The 18759-nt window shown below is 66.1% G+C and carries 18 protein-coding genes; 6 read left to right on the forward strand and 12 right to left on the reverse strand.

The genetic code is table 11. The features are described 5' to 3' along the window. The first annotated feature begins 35 nt into the window (after nt 1-35). Nucleotides 36-617 (forward strand): TetR/AcrR family transcriptional regulator, encoded by a 582-nt coding sequence (locus HMPREF1224_RS39935; protein ID WP_003098179.1) that lies wholly within the window; start codon nt 36-38, stop codon nt 615-617. A gap of 64 nt (nt 618-681) precedes the next feature. Here the strand turns inward: HMPREF1224_RS39935 and HMPREF1224_RS39940 are convergent, their stop codons facing one another. The 4 genes from HMPREF1224_RS39940 to HMPREF1224_RS39960 form a co-directional block, all read right to left on the reverse strand. Further along, nucleotides 682-1179, reverse strand: coding sequence for a DUF934 domain-containing protein (locus tag HMPREF1224_RS39940; RefSeq protein WP_003088003.1), 498 nt, complete (start codon nt 1177-1179; stop codon nt 682-684). After that, nucleotides 1163-2821, reverse strand: a complete 1659-nt coding sequence (locus HMPREF1224_RS39945; RefSeq protein WP_003098180.1) for a nitrite/sulfite reductase — start codon at nt 2819-2821, stop codon at nt 1163-1165. The genes HMPREF1224_RS39940 and HMPREF1224_RS39945 overlap by 17 nt, the downstream gene beginning before the upstream one ends. 410 nt (nt 2822-3231) lie before the next feature. Beyond that, the gene (locus HMPREF1224_RS39955; protein WP_003098182.1) at nt 3232-3459 is read right to left on the reverse strand and encodes a DUF2970 domain-containing protein; all 228 of its coding nucleotides are present in this window, start codon (nt 3457-3459) and stop codon (nt 3232-3234) included. Between the two features lie 64 nt (nt 3460-3523). Next, entirely contained in the window at nt 3524-4564 is a 1041-nt protein-coding gene (locus HMPREF1224_RS39960) for an RNA methyltransferase (RefSeq protein WP_003161610.1), read from the reverse strand. Nucleotides 4565-4601: 37 nt separating this feature from the next. Between HMPREF1224_RS39960 and HMPREF1224_RS39965 the strand changes: the two genes are divergently transcribed. Further along, nucleotides 4602-4964 (forward strand): DUF1883 domain-containing protein, encoded by a 363-nt coding sequence (locus tag HMPREF1224_RS39965; protein WP_003122824.1) that lies wholly within the window; start codon nt 4602-4604, stop codon nt 4962-4964. Nucleotides 4965-4977: 13 nt separating this feature from the next. After that, nucleotides 4978-5475 carry a prolyl-tRNA synthetase associated domain-containing protein gene (locus HMPREF1224_RS39970; RefSeq protein WP_044261848.1) on the forward strand — a complete coding sequence of 166 codons (498 nt, stop codon included), beginning with the start codon at nt 4978-4980 and terminating at the stop codon, nt 5473-5475. 30 nt (nt 5476-5505) lie between these two features. On the opposite strand, the gene HMPREF1224_RS39975 is transcribed toward HMPREF1224_RS39970, so the two are convergent. From HMPREF1224_RS39975 to tsi1, 4 genes are all read right to left on the reverse strand, one after another. After that, complete coding sequence (locus tag HMPREF1224_RS39975) at nt 5506-5868, reverse strand: YggL 50S ribosome-binding family protein (RefSeq protein ID WP_003144702.1); 363 nt, start codon at nt 5866-5868, stop codon at nt 5506-5508. Nucleotides 5869-5882: 14 nt separating this feature from the next. Further along, nucleotides 5883-9587 (reverse strand): methionine synthase, encoded by a 3705-nt coding sequence (gene metH, locus HMPREF1224_RS39980; protein WP_010794050.1) that lies wholly within the window; start codon nt 9585-9587, stop codon nt 5883-5885. Between the two features lie 274 nt (nt 9588-9861). Then, nucleotides 9862-10326, reverse strand: a complete 465-nt coding sequence (gene tse1 / locus HMPREF1224_RS39985) for a type VI secretion system effector peptidoglycanhydrolase Tse1 (protein ID WP_003088027.1) — start codon at nt 10324-10326, stop codon at nt 9862-9864. A gap of 41 nt (nt 10327-10367) precedes the next feature. Next, entirely contained in the window at nt 10368-10886 is a 519-nt protein-coding gene (gene tsi1, locus HMPREF1224_RS39990) for a type IV secretion system immunity protein Tsi1 (RefSeq protein ID WP_003113603.1), read from the reverse strand. A 361-nt stretch (nt 10887-11247) separates the two neighbouring features. Here tsi1 and HMPREF1224_RS39995 point away from each other — a divergent pair, with 361 nt between their 5' ends. Both HMPREF1224_RS39995 and nfuA read left to right on the forward strand, forming a co-directional pair. Next, a complete protein-coding gene (locus tag HMPREF1224_RS39995) occupies nt 11248-13536 on the forward strand; it encodes a fatty acid cis/trans isomerase (protein ID WP_010794051.1) in 2289 nt (762 codons plus the stop codon). Between the two features lie 122 nt (nt 13537-13658). After that, entirely contained in the window at nt 13659-14243 is a 585-nt protein-coding gene (nfuA, locus tag HMPREF1224_RS40000) for a Fe-S biogenesis protein NfuA (protein WP_003088034.1), read from the forward strand. Nucleotides 14244-14301: 58 nt separating this feature from the next. On the opposite strand, the gene HMPREF1224_RS40005 is transcribed toward nfuA, so the two are convergent. From HMPREF1224_RS40005 to HMPREF1224_RS40015, 3 genes are read right to left on the reverse strand one after another with little or no spacing between them, the layout of a single operon-like run. Then, nucleotides 14302-15471, reverse strand: coding sequence for an MFS transporter (locus tag HMPREF1224_RS40005; RefSeq protein WP_010794052.1), 1170 nt, complete (start codon nt 15469-15471; stop codon nt 14302-14304). A 4-nt stretch (nt 15472-15475) separates the two neighbouring features. Then, nucleotides 15476-15718, reverse strand: coding sequence for a DUF1272 domain-containing protein (locus HMPREF1224_RS40010; RefSeq protein ID WP_003088038.1), 243 nt, complete (start codon nt 15716-15718; stop codon nt 15476-15478). A 22-nt stretch (nt 15719-15740) separates the two neighbouring features. Continuing rightward, on the reverse strand, nt 15741-16745 hold the full coding sequence (locus HMPREF1224_RS40015; RefSeq protein ID WP_010794053.1) for a GlxA family transcriptional regulator: 1005 nt from the start codon (nt 16743-16745) through the stop codon (nt 15741-15743). A 248-nt stretch (nt 16746-16993) separates the two neighbouring features. On the opposite strand from HMPREF1224_RS40015, the gene HMPREF1224_RS40020 reads away from it, so the two are divergent. Further along, complete coding sequence (locus tag HMPREF1224_RS40020) at nt 16994-18199, forward strand: GGDEF domain-containing protein (RefSeq protein WP_003098203.1); 1206 nt, start codon at nt 16994-16996, stop codon at nt 18197-18199. Between the two features lie 49 nt (nt 18200-18248). Here HMPREF1224_RS40020 and HMPREF1224_RS40025 read toward each other — a convergent pair whose 3' ends face one another. Continuing rightward, nucleotides 18249-18524, reverse strand: a complete 276-nt coding sequence (locus tag HMPREF1224_RS40025) for a hypothetical protein (RefSeq protein ID WP_009876269.1) — start codon at nt 18522-18524, stop codon at nt 18249-18251. Nucleotides 18525-18759: the final 235 nt, after the last annotated feature.

An 18759-nucleotide genomic window follows, 5' to 3' on the forward strand; every position in this document is an offset into this window, starting at 1 on the left:
AGTCAGCGTTTCGACGATTAACGACAAGGACCGACATGGGCCGTTCTTCCCGCAAAGACGAGATTCTCCAGGCCGCCCTGGCCTGCTTCAGCGAGCATGGCGTAGACGCCACCACCATCGAGATGATCCGCGACCGTTCCGGAGCGAGCATCGGTAGCCTCTACCACCATTTCGGCAACAAGGAACGCATCCATGGCGAACTGTACCTGGCCGGGATCGGCCAGTACGCGGCGTTGCTCGAAGCCGGCTTCGCCAGGGCGCGCAGCGCCGAGGAAACGGTCAGGTTGCTGGTCACCAGCTACATCGACTGGGTCGTGGCGAATCCCGACTGGGCACGCTTCATCCTGCACAGCCGCGGGCGGGTGGAGGCGGGGGAGCTGGGCGAGCGCCTGCGGGCCGACAACCAGGCGCACTTCGCACGGATCCATGCGGCGCTGGCGGGATATCGGGCCGAGGGCCTGTTCCGCGAGATGCCGGACGACTGCTTTGCTTCGGTGGTGATCGGCCCGGCCCACGACCTTGCCCGCCAGTGGCTGGCCGGGCGAACCCGGGTGGCGTTGGCCGACTGTCGCGAACTGCTGGCGCAGGTGGCCTGGGACAGCGTGCGGGCGGCCTGAGGCGTCCGTGACCTCGGGAATGAAAAAGCCCCGCGGCTGCGGGGCTTTTTCGTCAGGGCGGGGGTCAGCCGCGGCGGCGGAACAGCGGTAGCGGCTGCTCCACCGAGGTCTGGTAGACCTCGCTGAAGTCGTCCAGGCTGGCCAGGGCGTCTTCCGGGCTGCGGTCGGCACGGATGGCATAGGCGTCGAAGCCGCAGCGGCGCATGAAGAACAACTGGTCGCGCAGCACGTCGCCGATCGCGCGGATCTCGCCCTTGTAGCCGTAGCGCTCGCGCAGCAGGCGCGCGCTGCTGAAGCCGCGGCCATCGGTAAAGGCGGGGAAGTTCACTGCGATCACCTGGAACCTGTCGAGGTCGCCGGCGATGCTTTCCGGCTCCTCGTCCGCGTCCAGCCAGACCCCCAGGCCGCCGTCGCGGCCGCGCAGGGCCGGGCCGTGCTCGAGCCACAGGGCCAGCGGGATGATCACGTCGTCGCTGTTGGGGACGCTTTCCAGGGTCGCGTCCTTGGGCAGCAAGTGCCAGCGGTCGTCGACCACCTGGCGGTCCTTAATGATTCGCTGCATATACGCGCTCCTTGAACGGGTCGATACCGATACGGCGGAAGGTGTCGATGAAGGGTTCTTCCTCGGTCCGGCGTTCCACGTAGACCTGGATGATCTTGTCGATCACGTCGGCCATCTGCTCCTGGGCGAAGGACGGGCCGAGGATCTGCCCGAGGCTGGCGTCGCGCGCCGAGCTGCCGCCGAGGGAGACCTGGTAGAACTCCGCGCCTTTCTTGTCGACCCCGAGGATGCCGATGTGGCCGACATGGTGATGGCCGCAGGCGTTCATGCAACCGGAGATGTTCAGGTCGATGTCGCCGATGTCGAATAGATAGTCGAGATTGTCGAAGCGGCGCTGGATGGCTTCGGCGATCGGGATCGACTTGGCGTTGGCCAGGGAGCAGAAGTCGCCGCCGGGGCAGCAGATGATGTCGGTCAGCAGGCCGACGTTGGGGGTGGCGAAGCCCAGTTCGCGCAGTTCGCCCCAGAGGGCGAAGAGTTCGCCCTGCTCGACGTCGGCGAGAATGATGTTCTGGTTATGGCTGTTGCGCACCTCGCCGAAGCTGTAGCGGTCGGCGAGATCGGCGATGGCCTCCAGCTGTTTGTCGGTGACGTCTCCCGGCGCGGTGCCGGTGGGCTTCAGCGAGAGCGTCACGGCGACGTAGCCGGGCTTCTTGTGGGCGAAGGTGTTGCGTGCGCGCCAGCGGGCGAAGCCGGGGTGCTCCGCGTCGAGCCGGGCGAGGGACTCGTCGAGGTCGTCGAGGGCCTTGTAGGCCGGATCGACGAAATGCGCGGCGACGCGCTGGACTTCCGCCTCGGTGAGGGTGCTCGGTCCGTCCTTGAGGTTGGCCCATTCGGCCTCGACGCGCTCGGCGAAGACTTCCGGGGTCAGCGCCTTGACCAGGATCTTGATCCGCGCCTTGTACTTGTTGTCGCGCCGGCCATAGCGGTTGTAGACGCGCAGGATGGCATCCAGGTAGCCGAGCAGGTGCTGCCAGGGCAGGAATTCATTGATGAAGCTGCCGACGATGGGGGTTCGGCCCAGGCCGCCGCCGACCGAGACGCGGAAGCCGAGCTCGCCGGCCTCGTTCTTCACCGCCTCCAGGCCGATGTCGTGCACTTCGATGGCGGCACGGTCGCTCACCGCGCCGTTCACCGCGATCTTGAACTTGCGCGGCAGGTGGGCGAACTCGGGGTGGAAGGTCGACCATTGGCGGATGATCTCGCACCAGGGGCGCGGGTCCACCAGCTCGTCGCGGGCGACGCCGGCGAACTGGTCGGTGGTGGTGTTGCGGATGCAGTTGCCGCTGGTCTGAATCGCGTGCATCTGCACGGTGGCCAGCTCGGCGAGGATTTCCGGCACGTCTTCCAGCTCCGGCCAGTTGAACTGCACGTTCTGCCGGGTGCTGATGTGGGCGTAGCCCTTGTCGTAGTCGCGGGCGATCTGCGCCAGCTTGCGCAGTTGGCGCGAGGAGAGCAGGCCATAGGGAACGGCGATGCGCAGCATCGGGGCATAGCGCTGGATATAGAGACCGTTCTGCAGGCGCAGCGGGCGGAACTCCTCACCGGTCAATTCACCCGCCAGGTAACGGCGGGTCTGGTCGCGGAACTGCTTGACGCGGTCCTCGACGATCCGTTGGTCGTACTCGTCGTATACGTACATGAATATTCCTGCTGTCAGGCTATGCGGCTTACTGCGTTAACCAGCGCGCACGGCTACGCGCTCCACGCGGAGTGGGCGCACGATACCAGTTCATATTTATGCGTAAAAGTGATGTTTGAGTATATGGTAAGAACCAAAAAGACTAAGTCGCCAGGCAAGCATAACCGCTTCGCAACGGCGCCTTTCTTGAGCGATGGGCGGCGCTGGTCTTAACTGGAGAGTGCCTTTCGATGTCTTCGTCCCGATACCCACAAGAAACAGGGGGAGTCATGAGCGAGCCGAGCAAAACCCAGGAAAACCGCGACAGCGTGGTCGACGCCCGCGCGGCCTTCGTCCTGATCCTGCTGGTGGTGGCTACCGCGGTGTTCTGGGTCAGCCACCAGTGAAAGCCCGCCTCGGCGGCGCAGAGGTCACAGGCCGCTGAGGCTCAGCACCAGTTTCACGATCCCGGCCAGCAACAGCACGAACACCAGGGTGAAGAGCAGGCCCAGCATGATGAAGTGCACGGGCTTGCCGTGGGTGAAATCGCGGGCGCGGTTTCGCCCGCTCTGTACGCCGAAGGCGGCAGCCATCACGCTATGCAGCATCTGCCAGAAGGTCGGCGGCTTCTGGTTCGGTTCTTCCGTCTCGATACCCATCGGTGGTCCTCCCTTTTCCATACCTGCCCTGAGAGTCTAGACCCTTGGCGGGAGGAGGGTGGCTTCAGGCCTGGCGGGCGGGGATGCGCCGTTCCACCGTGGCCTGCGTGGCCCTGGCGCGCAGTTGCCCGCAGCCGCCGTCGATGTCCTGGCCGGCCGAGTTGCGCACCTTGGTCAGCACGCCGCGGCTGTGCAGGTAGCGCACCAGCTCGACGATCCGCTCCCCGCTCGGGCGCCGGTAGGCGTCGCCGTCCATGCTGTTGTAGGGGATCAGGTTCATCACCGCGAAGCGGCCCTTGAGCAGGCGCAGGATGCCGTCCATTTCCTCCAGGCTGTCGTTGATCCCTTCGAGCAGGGTCCATTGGTACTGGATCGGATAGTCGACCCGGCGGGCGTAGGCCTCGCCGGCTTCCACCAGTTCTTCCGGGCTCAGCGGCGGCGCCTTGGGCAACAGTTGCCGGCGCAGTTCGGCGCGGGTGCTGTGCAGGGACAGGGCGAGGGCGGGCTTCACCCGTTGCCGGGGCAGGCGCTCGAACACGCGGGGATCGCCGACGGTGGAGAACACCAGGTTCTTGTGGCCGATGCCGCCATCGGTGCCGAGCAGGTCGATGGCTTCGAGGACGTTGTCGAGGTTGTGCGCCGGCTCGCCCATGCCCATGAACACCACTTTCTTCACCGCTCGCCGACGGCGCGCCAGGACCACCTGGGCGACCATCTCCAGGCTGCCGACCTGGCGCAGCAGGCCGCTGCGGCCGGTCATGCAGAACACGCAGCCGACCGCGCAGCCGACCTGGGTCGAGACGCACAGCCCACCGCGCGGCAGCAGCACGCTTTCCACCATCTGCCGGTCGGCCAGTTCCACCAGCAGGCGCGACGAGCCGTCGCTCGCCGGATGCTCGCTGTGCAGGCGGGCGATGCCTTCCAGTTCCGCTGCTACCTGGGGCAGACCATGGCGTACGCCCAGCGGCAGGAAGTCCTCGGCCCGCTGGCGGGCGGTGCAGGCATCGAGGGCGCGGCCCTGCAGCCAGGCGCGGACGATCCTCCCGCAATGCAGGGGCTTGGCGCCGAGATCGGCGAGGCGCTGGTGGAGGTCTTGGCTACGCATGGGGCGCGCATCCTACCATTGCCCGTCATGAGGCGGTATGGCCGGCGCCGACGTGCTATCGTTGCGCTCCGCTCCACCGCAGCAACGGAACCGTTCCATGAAATTCGTCCACCAGCGCGAACACCTCAACGAAGACGACATCGTGGTCATCGAGTGCTCGCAGCAATGCAATATCCGCCTGATGAACGACGCCAATTTCCGCAGTTTCAAGAATGGCGGGCGGCATAGCTACCATGGCGGCGCCTTCGACCGCTTCCCGGCGAAGATCAAGGTGCCCAGCACCGGGTTCTGGAACATCACCATCGATACCGTGACCCGGCGCCCGATCAGCGTGACGCGCAAGCCGAACTTCAAGTGGTCGATCAAGTTCGTGCGCCGTTCCGGTTCGCAGTTCACCTGAGGGCGCGCGTCCCATGAGTGCGAAAATGGACGAGCAGGCGCTTCTGGCGTTGCTCCGCGAGCTGGCCATCGACAGCCAGCGGGTCGAGCATCCGGCGATCGCCTCCATCGAGGAATATTACGCGCAGGGCATCGAATTGCCCGACCAGGGCATCAAGAACCTGTTCCTGCGCAACCGCAAGGGTACTCGCCACTACCTGGTGCTGCTCGACGAGCGCAAGGAGGCCGACCTGCCGGGCATCCCCGAACAGATCGGCGAAAGCCGCCTGTCGTTCGCCTCGGTCGAGCGCCTGCGCGAATACCTCGGCGTCGAACTGGGCTGCGTGACGCCTTTCGCGCTGGTCAACGATCCGCAGCACAGGGTCGAGGTGTTGCTCGACGATGCCATCCGCCAGGACCAGTTGCTCGGTTTCCACCCGTTGGTGAATACCGCCACCGAGTGCATCCGCTACGCAGACCTGCTGGCTTTCCTCGCCCACACGGGGCATGAACCGCGCCTGATCCGGGCGTAGGTCGCAGCTTCGCGCCTGCCGGCGCCGGTTTCACTCGAAGAAGTTGTGCCAGCAGTCGCTCAACGGGCCGACCTCGAAGGTCTTGCACCAGGGTTGGGCTTCCAGCCACAGGCGGGCGCTTTCCCGGTCCGCCTCGTCCAGGCTGCCGACCCGCGCCAGGCACAGGTAGCCGCTGATCTCCGCCTGTTCCGGCGAGCCGCCACCGCCGAACACCCAGCCCTGGGCCTCGACGAAGTCGATCAGATGGTCCAGCGCATCGTCGTGGGAGAGGACGTTGCGGTCGTAGGTCAGTTCGAAGCTGAAGCCGAACTCCTGGAACTCGCCCAGGCGCAGTTTCTTGCGCAGGCGGCGCTTGCGCGGCTTTTCCATCTGCTCGGGAGTGAGGAATTTCATCGTCGCCTTCCTGGTCAGTCATCGTAGCCAAGGTTCGGCGCCAGCCAGCGCTCGCTGACGCTGGCTTCCTGGCCCTTGCGCTGGCTGTAGCGTTCCACCTGGTCCTTGTCGATCTTGCCGACCGCGAAGTACTGCGCCTGCGGGTGGGCGAAATACCAACCGCTGACCGCCGCGGCCGGGAACATCGCGTAGTGCTCGGTCAGGCTGACGCCGGACAGGCCCTGCGGATCGAGCAGTTCGAACAGAGTGCCTTTCTCGGTATGGTCGGGGCAGGCCGGGTAGCCCGGTGCCGGGCGGATGCCGACGTATTGCTCCTTGATCAAGGCCTCGTTGTCGAGGTGTTCGTCGCGGGCGTAGCCCCAGTACTCCTTGCGCACCCGCTCGTGCAGCCACTCGGCGCAGGCTTCGGCGAGGCGGTCGGCGAGCGCCTTGACCATGATGCTGTTGTAGTCGTCGCCCTTGGCTTCGTACGCCTTGGCCACTTCCTCGGCGCCGATCCCGGCGGTGGTGATGAAGCCGCCGATGTAGTCGCGCACGCCGCTTTCCTTCGGCGCGACGAAATCGGCCAGCGACAGGTTCGGCTTGCCGTCCGGCTTGATCGTCTGCTGCCGCAGGTGGTGCAGGGTGGCGAGGGTCTCGCCATCGGCGCCGTAGACCTCCAGGTCATCGTGCTCGACCTGGTTGGCCGGCCAGAAGCCGAACACCGCGCGGGCCTTGATCAGCTTCTCGTCGATCAGCTTCTTCAGCATCGCCTGGGCGTCGTTGAACAACGAGGTGGCGGCCTCGCCGACCACCTCGTCGGTGAGGATGCGCGGGTACTTGCCGGCCAGGTCCCAGGAAATGAAGAACGGCGTCCAGTCGATGTACTCGGCGAGCACCGCGAGGTCGATCTCGTCGAGCACCCTGACGCCGGTGAAGGAAGGCGTCGGCGCCTGGTAGCCGGCCCAGTCGAACGCCGGCTTGTTGGCGATCGCCTGTTCGTAGCTCAGCCGCTCGGTGCGGGCGCTGCGGTTGGCCGTGCGTTCGCGGACCACCGCGTAGTCGGCGCGGGTGCGGGCCACGTAGTCGGCCTTCAGCTCCTTGGACAGCAGGCTGGTGGCCACGCCTACCGCGCGCGAGGCGTCGGTGACGTAGACCACCGCGTCGTTGCTGTACTGCGGATCGATCTTCACCGCGGTATGCGCCTTCGAGGTAGTGGCGCCGCCGATCATCAGCGGCAACTGGAAATTCTGCCGCTGCATTTCCTTGGCGACGTGGACCATCTCGTCCAGCGACGGCGTGATCAGGCCAGACAGGCCGATGATGTCGCATTTCTCGGCGATGGCGGTCTGCAGGATCTTCTCCGCCGGCACCATCACGCCGAGGTCGACCACGTCATAGCCGTTGCAGCCGAGCACCACGCCGACGATGTTCTTGCCGATGTCGTGCACGTCGCCCTTCACCGTGGCCATCAGGATCTTGCCCTTGGCTTCCGGCTTGTCGCCTTTCTCCGCCTCGATGAAGGGAATCAGGTGGGCCACCGCCTGCTTCATCACTCGCGCGGACTTGACCACCTGCGGGAGGAACATCTTGCCGGCGCCGAACAGGTCGCCGACCACGTTCATCCCGGACATCAGCGGACCTTCGATGACCTCGATGGGACGCGCACACTGCTGGCGGCATTCCTCGGTGTCCTCGACGATCCAGGTGGTGATGCCCTTGACCAGCGCATGCTCGAGGCGCTTCTCGACACTGTAGCTGCGCCATTCCTCGTCCTCGGCCTCCTTGACCGCGCCGCCGCCCTTGTAGTCGTCGGCGATCGCCAGCAGGGCCTCGGTGGCCTCGGGCGTGCGGTTGAGCACCACGTCCTCGACCCGGTCGCGCAGCACTTTCGGAATCTCGTCGTAGATTTCCAGCTGGCCGGCGTTGACGATGCCCATGGTCAGGCCGTTGCGGATCGCGTAGTAGAGGAACACCGAGTGGATCGCCTCGCGTACCGGGTTGTTGCCGCGGAACGAGAAGGACACGTTGGACACCCCGCCCGAGCTCAGGGCGTAGGGCAGGTGGTCGCGGATGTAGGCGCAGGCGTTGATGAAATCGACCGCGTAGTTGTTGTGTTCCTCGATGCCGGTGGCGATGGCGAAGATGTTCGCATCGAAGATGATGTCTTCCGGTGGGAAGCCGACTTCGTCGACCAGGATGTCGTAGGAGCGCTTGCAGATTTCTTCCTTGCGCGCCTGGGTGTCGGCCTGGCCGTCCTCGTCGAAGGCCATCACCACCACCGCGGCGCCGTAGCGCTTGCACAGGCGGGCATGGTGCTTGAAGGCCTCGACGCCTTCCTTCATCGAGATCGAGTTGACGATGCCCTTGCCCTGGATGCACTTCAGGCCGGCCTCGATCACTTCCCACTTGGAGGAGTCGATCATGATCGGCACGCGCGAGATGTCGGGCTCGGAGGCGATCAGGTTGAGGAAGGTGACCATGGCCGCCTTCGAGTCCAGCATGCCTTCGTCCATGTTGATGTCGATCACCTGGGCGCCGGCTTCCACCTGCTGCTGGGCGACCTCGAGAGCTTCCGCGTAGTTTTCCTCGCGGATCAGCCGGGCGAACTTGGCCGAACCGGTGATGTTGGTGCGCTCGCCGACGTTGACGAACAGCGAGCTGCGGTCGATGGTGAACGGCTCCAGGCCGGACAGGCGACAGGCCCGGGGAATCTCCGGGATGGCCCGCGGCGGGTACTTGGCCACTGCCTTGGCGATCGCCTCGATGTGCGCCGGGGTGGTGCCGCAGCAGCCGCCGACGATATTGAGGAAGCCGGCGGCGGCGAATTCCTCGACCACCACGGCCATTTCCGCCGGCGATTCGTCGTATTCGCCGAAGGCGTTCGGCAGGCCGGCGTTGGGGTGGGCCGAGACATGAGTGTCGGCCTTGGTCGACAGTTCCTCGATGTACGGCCGCAATTCCTTGGCGCCGAGGGCGCAGTTCAGGCCTACCGAGATCGGCCGGGCATGCCGCACCGAGTTCCAGAAGGCCTCGGTGGTCTGGCCCGACAGGGTGCGGCCGGAGGCGTCGGTGATGGTTCCGGAGATCATGATCGGCAGCTCCACGCCGAGTTCCTCGAACACGCCCTGGACGGCGAAGATCGCCGCCTTGGCGTTGAGGGTGTCGAAGATGGTCTCGATCAGGATCAGGTCGGCGCCGCCTTCGATCAGGCCGCGGGTCGCCTCGACGTAGTTCTCCACCAGTTCGTCGAAGGTGACGTTGCGGTAGCCGGGGTTGTTCACGTCCGGGGAAATCGAGCAGGTGCGGCTGGTCGGGCCGAGCACGCCGGCGACGAAACGCGGCTTGTCCGGGGTCTCGGCGGTCTTCGCGTCCGCCACCTGGCGGGCCAGGCGCGCCCCTTCGACGTTGAGTTCGTAGGCCAGCGACTGCATGCCGTAGTCGGCCTGGGACACCTGGGTGGCGTTGAAGGTGTTGGTCTCGAGGATGTCGGCGCCGGCGTCGAGGTAGGCCTTCTCGATGGCCTGGATCACGTCCGGGCGGCTCAGCAGCAAGAGGTCGTTGTTGCCTTTCACGTCGCTCGGCCAGTCGGCGAAGCGCTCGCCGCGGTAGTCGGCCTCTTCCAGCTTGTAGCTCTGGATCATGGTGCCCATGCCGCCATCGAGGATCAGGATACGTTCCCTGAGGGCGTGCTGGAGGGCTTGCAGGCGGGCGCTGCGATCGGTGAGCGGGCTGGACATGGATGGACCTGGCGTCAGTGGGCGGAAAGGTGAAAAGCATAACAAAGGCAGGGGCTTTCCGGCCGGGGGTGGTCGGACCATGAATTTCATTCAAGTTGAAGGATGTTCATTCGCGGGCCGGAAAAATCCCTGGCGCCGTTTTGTCGCAGTATACGGGCGGAATGCGGAGGTCGGAGTGCGCAGGCGGGCGGCGAAGGGACGGCCGAGTGGAGTCGGGATGCTCGTGGGGAATCGTGCTGCGAATGAGTCTGGCTCATTCGCAGCACGGCCTGAATCAACTGGCCCTGGGCAGGCTGCAACTGGCCAGGGAGTAGACGTAGTAGTTGAGGCGGTCGCGGTCGGTGCGATTCCACACCTGGCCGACCGACTTCAGGCCCTGGCTCTGGCCGACCGCGCCGGCGATGCTGCCGCACCAGCACATCGGGTACTTCTGCCGATACAGCGGACCGCTGATGACCACCGCGACGTGCCCGTAGGTGCGGCCCTTCAGGCCGGCGATCACCAGGAAGCCCTGGGCCGCCTTCTGCGCGGCCTCGGCGCCGGAGGCGAGCTTGGTCCAGCTCTGCTCCAGGCCGTCGACCATGGCGTTGGCGTTGCCGCGGGGCATCGGTACGCCCAGCTCGGCGGCCACCGACTGGACGAAGCCGGAACAGTTGTCCTTGTTCGGGGTGCCGGCCAGGTAGCTCTTGTCCCAGCTGTTCTTGCAGGCGTTGACGATGCATTGATCGAGACTGTCCATGTATCACCTATGCGTGTCGATAAGGGGCGCTCCGGCCCGGATCATTTCTTTGCGGTCTGGCAGAACGGCGCGAGCGAACGCTTCACGATCTTCGCGCAGCTGTCGACGGATTCGCCCGAGCATTTCTGACCCAGGCGCAGCCCGTCCTTGTCCACCGCCCAGCGCTGGCCGGAGATGTCCTCGCGGTGCACCACCTTGCAGGTGGCGCTGTCGTAGGACACCAGCTCGGCGCTGGAGCCGCTGAATTCATGCATCAGCACGCGCCGGCCGTCCTGGCTCAGGAACACGCCGCCGCGCGACCAGATGCCGCCGTCCTCTATGCGGCAATCGTTGCCGCTGTCGCGGTCGGCCAGGTAGACCGGCGGTTCGGGAAAGGCATCGGGGTTGTCGTCGTTGGGATCCTCGTTGCTGAACATCACGCGGACGTGCTCGTCCTCGCCGCCGAACATGTTCGGCGAGCCGAACTGGGGCACGATTTCCAGCTGGGTGAAAGTACAGTCCGCCGCCTGGGCCGAAAGGCTCAGGAAGAGAGCGGCGAAGCTGCCGGCGAGCAGTTTCATGGGGCGGGTTCTCCGTTGGGCCGCCAGGGCGGCGAAAGGATGGACCAGGCCGCGCCGGGCGCGAACGGAAGCGCCGCCTGACGACAGCAGGCGGAAAGCGGCGAAGAGGGGACGTGGGGCGCACGCGAACCGGCGCGGATGGGGCGCGGCGAGTCGAAACATATCCCTGTTTCCTCGAAGTCATCGTCCTTGATCGCCAGGGCGGGCCTGGGAGCCCGGCTAGCATACGTGGCGGCCGAAGCCGGTGGAATGCTGGCGAAATGGCGGCTCATGTCCGGGGCGCGTTCGCCCGCCGTTGTGAAAGTGCGGCGTAGAGAGGCGGGTTTGCTAGAATCGCCCGTCGCCGAGTGAGGAGTGGTTCATGTTGCCAAGACCGTTGGTTGGGTTGGCCTTCGTTTTGTCGTCTTTTATCCAGTCTGTTTCCGCTGCTGAAATTTCCTATAGCCGTGACGTCCAGCCGATCTTTACCGCCAAATGCGTCGCCTGCCACGCCTGCTACGATTCGCCCTGCCAGCTCAACCTGAGCAGCGCCGAGGGCGCGCAGCGCGGCGCCAACCAACTGCCGGTCTACGACGGCACGCGGACCAAGGCGCAGGAAACCACCCGCCTGTACCTCGATGCGCACGGTGCCGACGCCTGGCGGCGCAAGGACTTCTGGTCGGTGCTCGAATCGCAGGATGGCCAGGCCGCACTGATGGCGCGGATGCTCGAGCTTGGCCACAGCCAGCCGTTGCAGCCGAATGCGAAGATCCCCGAAGGCCTGGACATTTCGATCAACCGCGCCAACCAGTGCCCGACGCCGGCCAGCATCGATGCGTTCATCCGCAAGAACCCAGGTTCCGGCATGCCTTTCGCGGTGGCCGGGCTGAGCGACGACGAATACGCCACCTTGCAGAAGTGGCTGGCCGCGGGCGCCCCGGTCGACCAGCAGCCGTTGCGGCCGACCGCCGCCGAGGCGCGCCAGGTGGCCAGCTGGGAGCGTTTCCTCAACCAGCCTGGGGCCAAGCAGAGCCTGGTCTCGCGCTGGCTCTACGAGCACCTGTTCCTGGCGCACCTGTATTTCCCGGAGCAGGGCGCGCCCGGCCACTTCTTCCAGCTGGTGCGTTCGCGCACGCCCAGCGGCCAGCCGATCGACCCGATCCCGACCCGGCGTCCCAACGACGATCCGGGCAACAGCTTCTATTACCGCCTCTGGCCGATCCAGGGCGTGATCGTACACAAGACGCACATCACCTATCCGCTGACGGCGAAGAAGCTGGAACGCGTCCAGGAGCTGTTCTTCGGCACCCAGTGGAACACCGACAAGGTTCCCGGCTACGGCGTGCAGAGCCGTGCCAACCCGTTCGCCACCTTCGCCGCGATCCCGCCACGGGCGCGCTACCAGTTCATGCTGGACAACGCCGAATACTTCACCCGTACCTTCATCCGCGGGCCGGTGTGCCGTGGACAGATCGCCACCGACGTGATCCGCGACAACTTCTGGGTGGTATTCCAGGACCCCGAGCAGGACCTGTTCGTCACCGACGCCAACTTCCGCGCGCAGAGCGAGCCGCTGCTGGCCTTGCCGGGGCAGATCGACGAGCTGAAGAACCTGCTCGGCCTGTGGAGCGCCTACCGGGACAAGCGCAACGAGTACGAAGACCTGCGCCAGGACGTCTACGCCGACGCGCCGCCGCCGACCTGGAACACGATCTGGCACGGCAACGACAACGCCCTGCTGAGCATCTTCCGCCAGTTCGACAGCGCCTCGGTGCGCAAGGGCCTGCTTGGCGAGGTACCGCAGACCCTGTGGCTGATGGACTACCCGCTGTTCGAGCGAACCTACTACGGGCTGGTGGTGAACTTCGATGTCTTCGGCAACGTCTCGCACCAGGCGCAGACGCGGCTGTACTTCGACCTGATCCGCAACGGCGCCGAGCAGAACTTCCTCCGCCTGATGCCGGTCGACGCGCGCCAGCCGTTGCTCGACGACTGGTACCAGAACAGCGGCAAGCTGAAGATGTGGATGGACTACCAGGCCTTCGACGACGACACGCCGAGCGCGCTGGGATTGCCGGAGAAGCAGCCGAAGAAGGCCTTCGCCGAAGAACTGCTGCGTCGCTACGGCGACCTCAATGCGCGTCCCGACCCGATCAACCGCTGCCTGGACGGTAACTGCTATCGACCGGGCATCGACCGCGAACTGCAGGACGCCGAGCAGGCCTTCAGTCGCCTGGTGAGCCGGCCGGCGGCCGGCCTCAAGGTCATCGAGCGCTTCCCCGAGGCGACCATGCTGCGGATACGTACGTCCAGCGGCAAGCGCGAGGTCTATACCGTGCTGCGCAACCGCGCGCACAGCAATGTCGCCTTCATGCTCGGCGAGTCGCTGCGCTACCAGCCGGGCCTGGACACCCTGACGATCTACCCGGGCGTGCTGTCCAGCTACCCGAACTTCATGTTCGATCTGCCGGCGACGGATGCCGAGTCCTTCGTCGGCGCCCTGGAGGCGGCGAAGAGCGGCGAGGACTTCGACAAGGTGGTCAAACGCTGGGGCGTGCGCCGCAGCAATCCGCAGTTCTGGAGCTACTTCCACGATCTCGAGGCGTACATCCGCGAAACCGAGCCGGTCGAGGCGGGCGCACTGGACATGAACCGCTACGAGAACCTCTGAGTCTCGCGACCCGCTCCACAAGGGGCGGGTCGGTTATCGCGAATTATTCCTACTAATTTACTAGGGCTTTATCCGCAAGTACCGATTGGCGTAAACTGTCGGCATATTTGCGAGGAGTTGCCATGAGCGCCATCACCATTACCGAAGCTGCCCAAGCGTATCTGGCCGAGTTGCTGGAGAAGCAGAGCACCCCGGGTATCGGCATTCGTATCTTCATCACCCAGCCGGGTACCCAGTACGCGGAAACCTGCATCGCCTACTGCAAGCCGGGCGAGGAAAAGGTCGAGGACACCGCCATCGCCCTGAAGGACTTCACTGCCTGGATCGATGCGGTCAGCGAGCCCTTCCTCGAAGATGCGGTGGTGGACTACGCCACCGACCGCATGGGCGGCCAGTTGACCATCAAGGCGCCGAACGCCAAGGTGCCGATGGTCAACGAGGACAGCCCGATCACCGAACGCATCAACTACTACCTGCAGACCGAGATCAATCCCGGGCTGGCCAGCCACGGCGGACAGGTGAGCCTGGTCGACGTGGTCGAGGACAACATCGCCGTGTTGCGTTTCGGCGGCGGTTGTCAGGGCTGCGGGATGGTCGACATGACCCTCAAGGATGGCGTCGAGAAGACCCTGATCGAGCGTATTCCCGAACTGAAGGGTGTGCGCGACGTGACCGACCACAGCAACAAGGAGAACGCCTACTACTGAGGCGTTTCCGTAAGGCAGAAGAGGCGACCGCAAGGTCGCCTTTTTCGTTGCCGGCGTTTCAGCGCGACAGCGTCCGCGTTCGCCGTACCGGCCAGAGCAGTGCCAGCGCCACCAGCAGCGCCGGCCAGACCAGCAGGTTCACCGCGTTCCAGCCAAGGCTGGTGATCAGGGCGCCGGAGCCGAACGACATCAGCGCCGCCACCAGGCTGTTGCCTTGCTCCATCAATCCTTGCGCGGCGCCGCGCTCGCTTTCGGCGTGGCCCTCGCCGAGCAGGGTGGTGCCGGCGATGAGCATCAGGTTCCAGCCGCTGCCCAGGGCCAGCGAACTGAGCAGGAAATGCGTGACCGACTGCCCGTCCAGGGCGATGCCGGCACTTGCGGCGAGCAGGAACGCGCCGAGCAGGGCGACGCGACGGTTGCCGATGCGGTCGACCAGCGGTCCGGCGAAGAACGCCGGAAGGAACATTCCCAGCACGTGCCACTGGATGACCCGACTCGACTGTTCCAGCGGCAGGCCGCAGAAGCTCATGGCCAGCGGCGTGGCGTTCATGATCAGGATCATCAACCCGTGTCCGGCCGCGGTGCAGGCGATGGCCGCGCGGAGCACCGGCCGCCGCAACAGGCCGCCTATGTCGCGCCAGGCGAGTCGTGCCGGGCGTGGCGCCTGGCCTTCGCGGAGCAGGGCCATCAGCAGCAGGCCGGCGAGGGCCAGCACGGCGATCAGCAGATAGGCGCCGACGAAGGGCTGGGCCAGCGCGTTGCGCGACCACAGCGCCAGGCTCGGCGCCAGCAGCGCGGCGAGTACTCCGCCGGCGAGCACATAGGCGCTGGCGCGGCCTTTCCGCCCGGCATCCACCGCCTCCAGCGCGGCGAACCGGTAGTACATGGCCGAGGCCTGGTAGACCCCGATGCCCAGCGCGCCGAGACAGAACCAGAGGAAATCGCCAGTCCAGACACCGGCGGCGCAGACCAGGCCGCCGAGCACGCCGCCGCCGGCGCCGAGCATCAGCCCGGGACGTCGGCCGTGGCGCTGCATGAAGTGCGACAACGGCTGCACCGCCAGCAGGTTGCCCAGCACCAGCAGGGCCAGGGGCAGGGTAGCCAGGCTGTTCAACGGCGCCAGGTGGACGCCGACCAGGGCGGTCAGGGTTATGCCGATCAGCGAGCAGGACCAGTACAGGGCCTGGCCGCAGAACAGCAGGAGCAGGGTCGGGTTGCGTAGCAGCATGGCGTCACTCCGGACAACCGCCGGGCCTGACGACGCGTCGGCTGGAGGCAGGCTGACGGACCAGCGCATCCCGCGGACGCCTTGGCCGGGCCAGCAGTTCGCCGCCGCAGTTCGGGCACTGGCCGCCCAGGCGGGTCGTCGCGCAATCGCGGCAGAAGGTGCACTCGAAGGTGCAGATCAGCGCGTCGCCGCTGTCGCCGGGCAGGTCGCGGTCGCAGCACTCGCAGTTGGGGCGCAGTTCCAGCATGGGAAGGTCCTCGGTGGGAGCGTCAGGCCAGCATGCCGAAGCGTTCGGCGTATTCCTGGGGGCTGACCGAAAGATGCTTGTGGAACGTCCGCCGGAGGTTTTCCGGATGGCCGAAGCCGCACAGCCGGGACACCGTGGCGATCGACGCCTGGGCGTCCTGCAGCAGGGCGCGCGCGGCCTCCAGGCGAACCCGCTCGACGTAGCGACCGGGCGCCACGCCCAGTTCCTGGAGAAATACCCGGGACAGCGTACGCGGGCTCATGCAGGCCTGGTCGGCGAGGGCTTCCAGGGACAGGTCGCCGGCGAGGTTGGCGGGAATCCACTCCAGCAGCGCGGCCAGGCGCGGGGTGCGGCTCGGTTCCGGGGTCAGCCAGGCGCTGAACTGGGCCTGGCCGCCAGGACGCTTGAGGAACATCACCAGGCGTCGCGCGACGCTGAGCGCCAGGCTGCGGCCGAGGTCGGCCTCGACCAGCGCCAGGGCCAGGTCGATTCCCGCCGTGACGCCGGCCGAGGTGAAGATGTGGGCGTCGCCGTCGCGGCACCGCGGGTCGTAGGTGTGCAGGCGGTCGCCTTGCACATGGACGCCGGGAAACCCCTGGCGCAGCGTCGCCACGTCGGCCCAGTGGGTGGTCGCCGGGCGCCCGTCGAGAACCCCGGCGGCGGCCAGGATCAGCGCTCCCGAACACACCGAGCCGAGCCGCCGTATGCACGGTTCGGCGGCTTTCAGCCAGGCGAGCAGGTCGGCGTTGCGGGTCTGCGCCTCGACACCGAGGCCGCCGGGCACCAACAGGGTGTCCAGGCTTTCCGGCGGACAGTCGCGCCAGGCGAGGTCGGCGCAGATGCGGATGCCCGCGGAACTGGGCACCGCTTCGCTACGCTTGCCGAGCACCTGTATCCGGTAGAAAGGCGGCAGGCCCTGGCGCTGGCGTTCGACGTTGGCCGAGGCGAATACCTGCAGCGGTCCGGTCACGTCCAGGCTCATCACGTCGGGATAGATCAGGCAGGCAATCAGGCGCGGTTCGGGCATGGCACAACCTCATGGCGATGGCGGCAGTCTGGCGTCCTTCGGGCCTGGCCGCAATGCCAGTCGGCCCACGGATCTTGCCATTCGCTCGCCGGGGCGTCCCGCTGCGCCGATGGTTGGTATCGCCTCGGCACGCCGCATGCCCTATTGTCTGGTAACGGGTGATGGCTTTTTGACTCATCGCTGCAGAGGCGCCAGGGTATTGTCGTCCCGGCCTGTTTCAGCGTTCGGTCCGAGGTAGGGGAGTCAGCATGCTTGCACGCGACAGCCTGGTACAGGCTGGTCTGCCGGATAATCCGTATGCGCGCCAGTTGCGCAACGGCTTTCGTTGGTTGCGGTTCGAAAAGGAGCTGGAAAACGAGTTTCGCGAGTTTCTCAGCTGGAACTCGCTGATGCAGCGGCGCGCTGCCATCGGGGTGGCGTTCCTGATCTGGGCGCTGTTCATCGTGGCCGACTGGATGATGGTGGACATCCGCCTGCACCCCAGCCTGTTCGAGCAACTGCTGGGCGTGCGCCTGGGAATGATCGGCCTGCTGCTGGTGGTCTGGCCGGCGGCCTTCCTGCCCAGCCTGCGCAAGGTCGGCGATGCCATCGCGCCCTACTGCCTGCTGCTGATCAACCTGGCGGTGCTGGCCTGCGACGTGCTGTTCGAGTGGCATGGGGTGCCGCGCTTCACCCAACTGGGCGCGACCCTGGGTATCCTCGCGGTGTTCTTCCCGCTCGGCCTGGCGTTCTGGGCCTGCGTGCGCCTGGCGTTGCTGTGCCTGGCCCTGAACCTGGCGGTATTCCTGCTTTTCGGCGGCGAAGAGAACCTGCGTACCAACCTGCTGAATACGCTCTACAACGGCCTGGTGGTGCTGATCTGTTCGTTCGCCCTGTACCTGCAGGACTACGCCCAGCGCGAGCAGTTCCTCGGCCGGCGGCTGCTGGGCATGATGGCCGAACAGGACAGCCTCACCGGCCTGGTCAACCGGCGCTACTACGAGCTGCTCGCCCAGCGGGCCCTGGAGCAGGGCGCCCGCGAAGAAAAGGGGGTGGCGCTGATCCTGGTGGATGTCGACGACTTCAAGGCCTACAACGACCACTACGGGCATCCGGCCGGCGATGCCGCCCTGCGCCAGCTTGGCGTCGTGCTCCGGCAGGGCGCGCGGCGGCCGCTGGATATCGCCGCGCGCCTGGGCGGGGAGGAGTTCGCCGTGTTGCTCTACGACAGCGAGGAGGGCAACACCCTGGCCATCGCCGAGCGCCTGCGGCAGGCGGTGGAGGCGCTGGGCATCGAGCACCTGGGCTCCAGCGCCGGCCCCTGCCTGACCATCAGCCTGGGGGTGGCCTATTCGACCTCCGGCATGGGCCTGGACGCGCTCTATCGCGAGGCCGACCGCGCGCTCTACGAGGCCAAGGATGCAGGGCGCAACGCGGTGCGCGTGGCGTTCCGGCAGCACGACCGCCTCGAATAGAGGAAACGAAAAAAGGCGCCCGTGGGCGCCTTTCGTCGTATGGAACGGCTCAGCCTTGGCTGGGCATACTCCAGTCCTGCAGGTTGTAGCCGTTGTGGCTGAGTTCTTCGCGTGCCTGTTGCAGCAGGCCGGCAAGCTGCTCCGGATCGGAGTAGGCGGAGCTCGGAATGCGTGTACGGCCCAGCAGGCGGGTGCCAGTGCGATCGACTACGGACAGGCTCAGGCCGCCGTCACTGCCTAGCTCGGACCAGGCAACGCACTGGTATGGCTGGAAGGCGCGCCCGGTGATCAGCAAAGCCTCGTTGAAACGGAGCGTAGCGTTCATGGGAGTCGGTCTCTCTCGTTCATGTCTGTGTGGAACATGGGTGGCGCTTCCCGGCTCCACCGTGTTCGGTCACGCTAACTGATGCTTTCGAAAGCGAAAAAGTCACGGCGTGGCGCGTTTGTGCAACAGGTTGTCGCTTTTTCGAAGGGTTTTAGCGTGCCGAAGCGGCTAGGCGCGGTGTTTTGTCGCAGATTTCCAGGAGGGCGGCCAGGCCGCCTTGCGCTCGCCGCCCGCG

Source organism: Pseudomonas sp. P179 (genome assembly GCF_000478485.2).
Lineage (GTDB): Bacteria > Pseudomonadota > Gammaproteobacteria > Pseudomonadales > Pseudomonadaceae > Pseudomonas > Pseudomonas aeruginosa.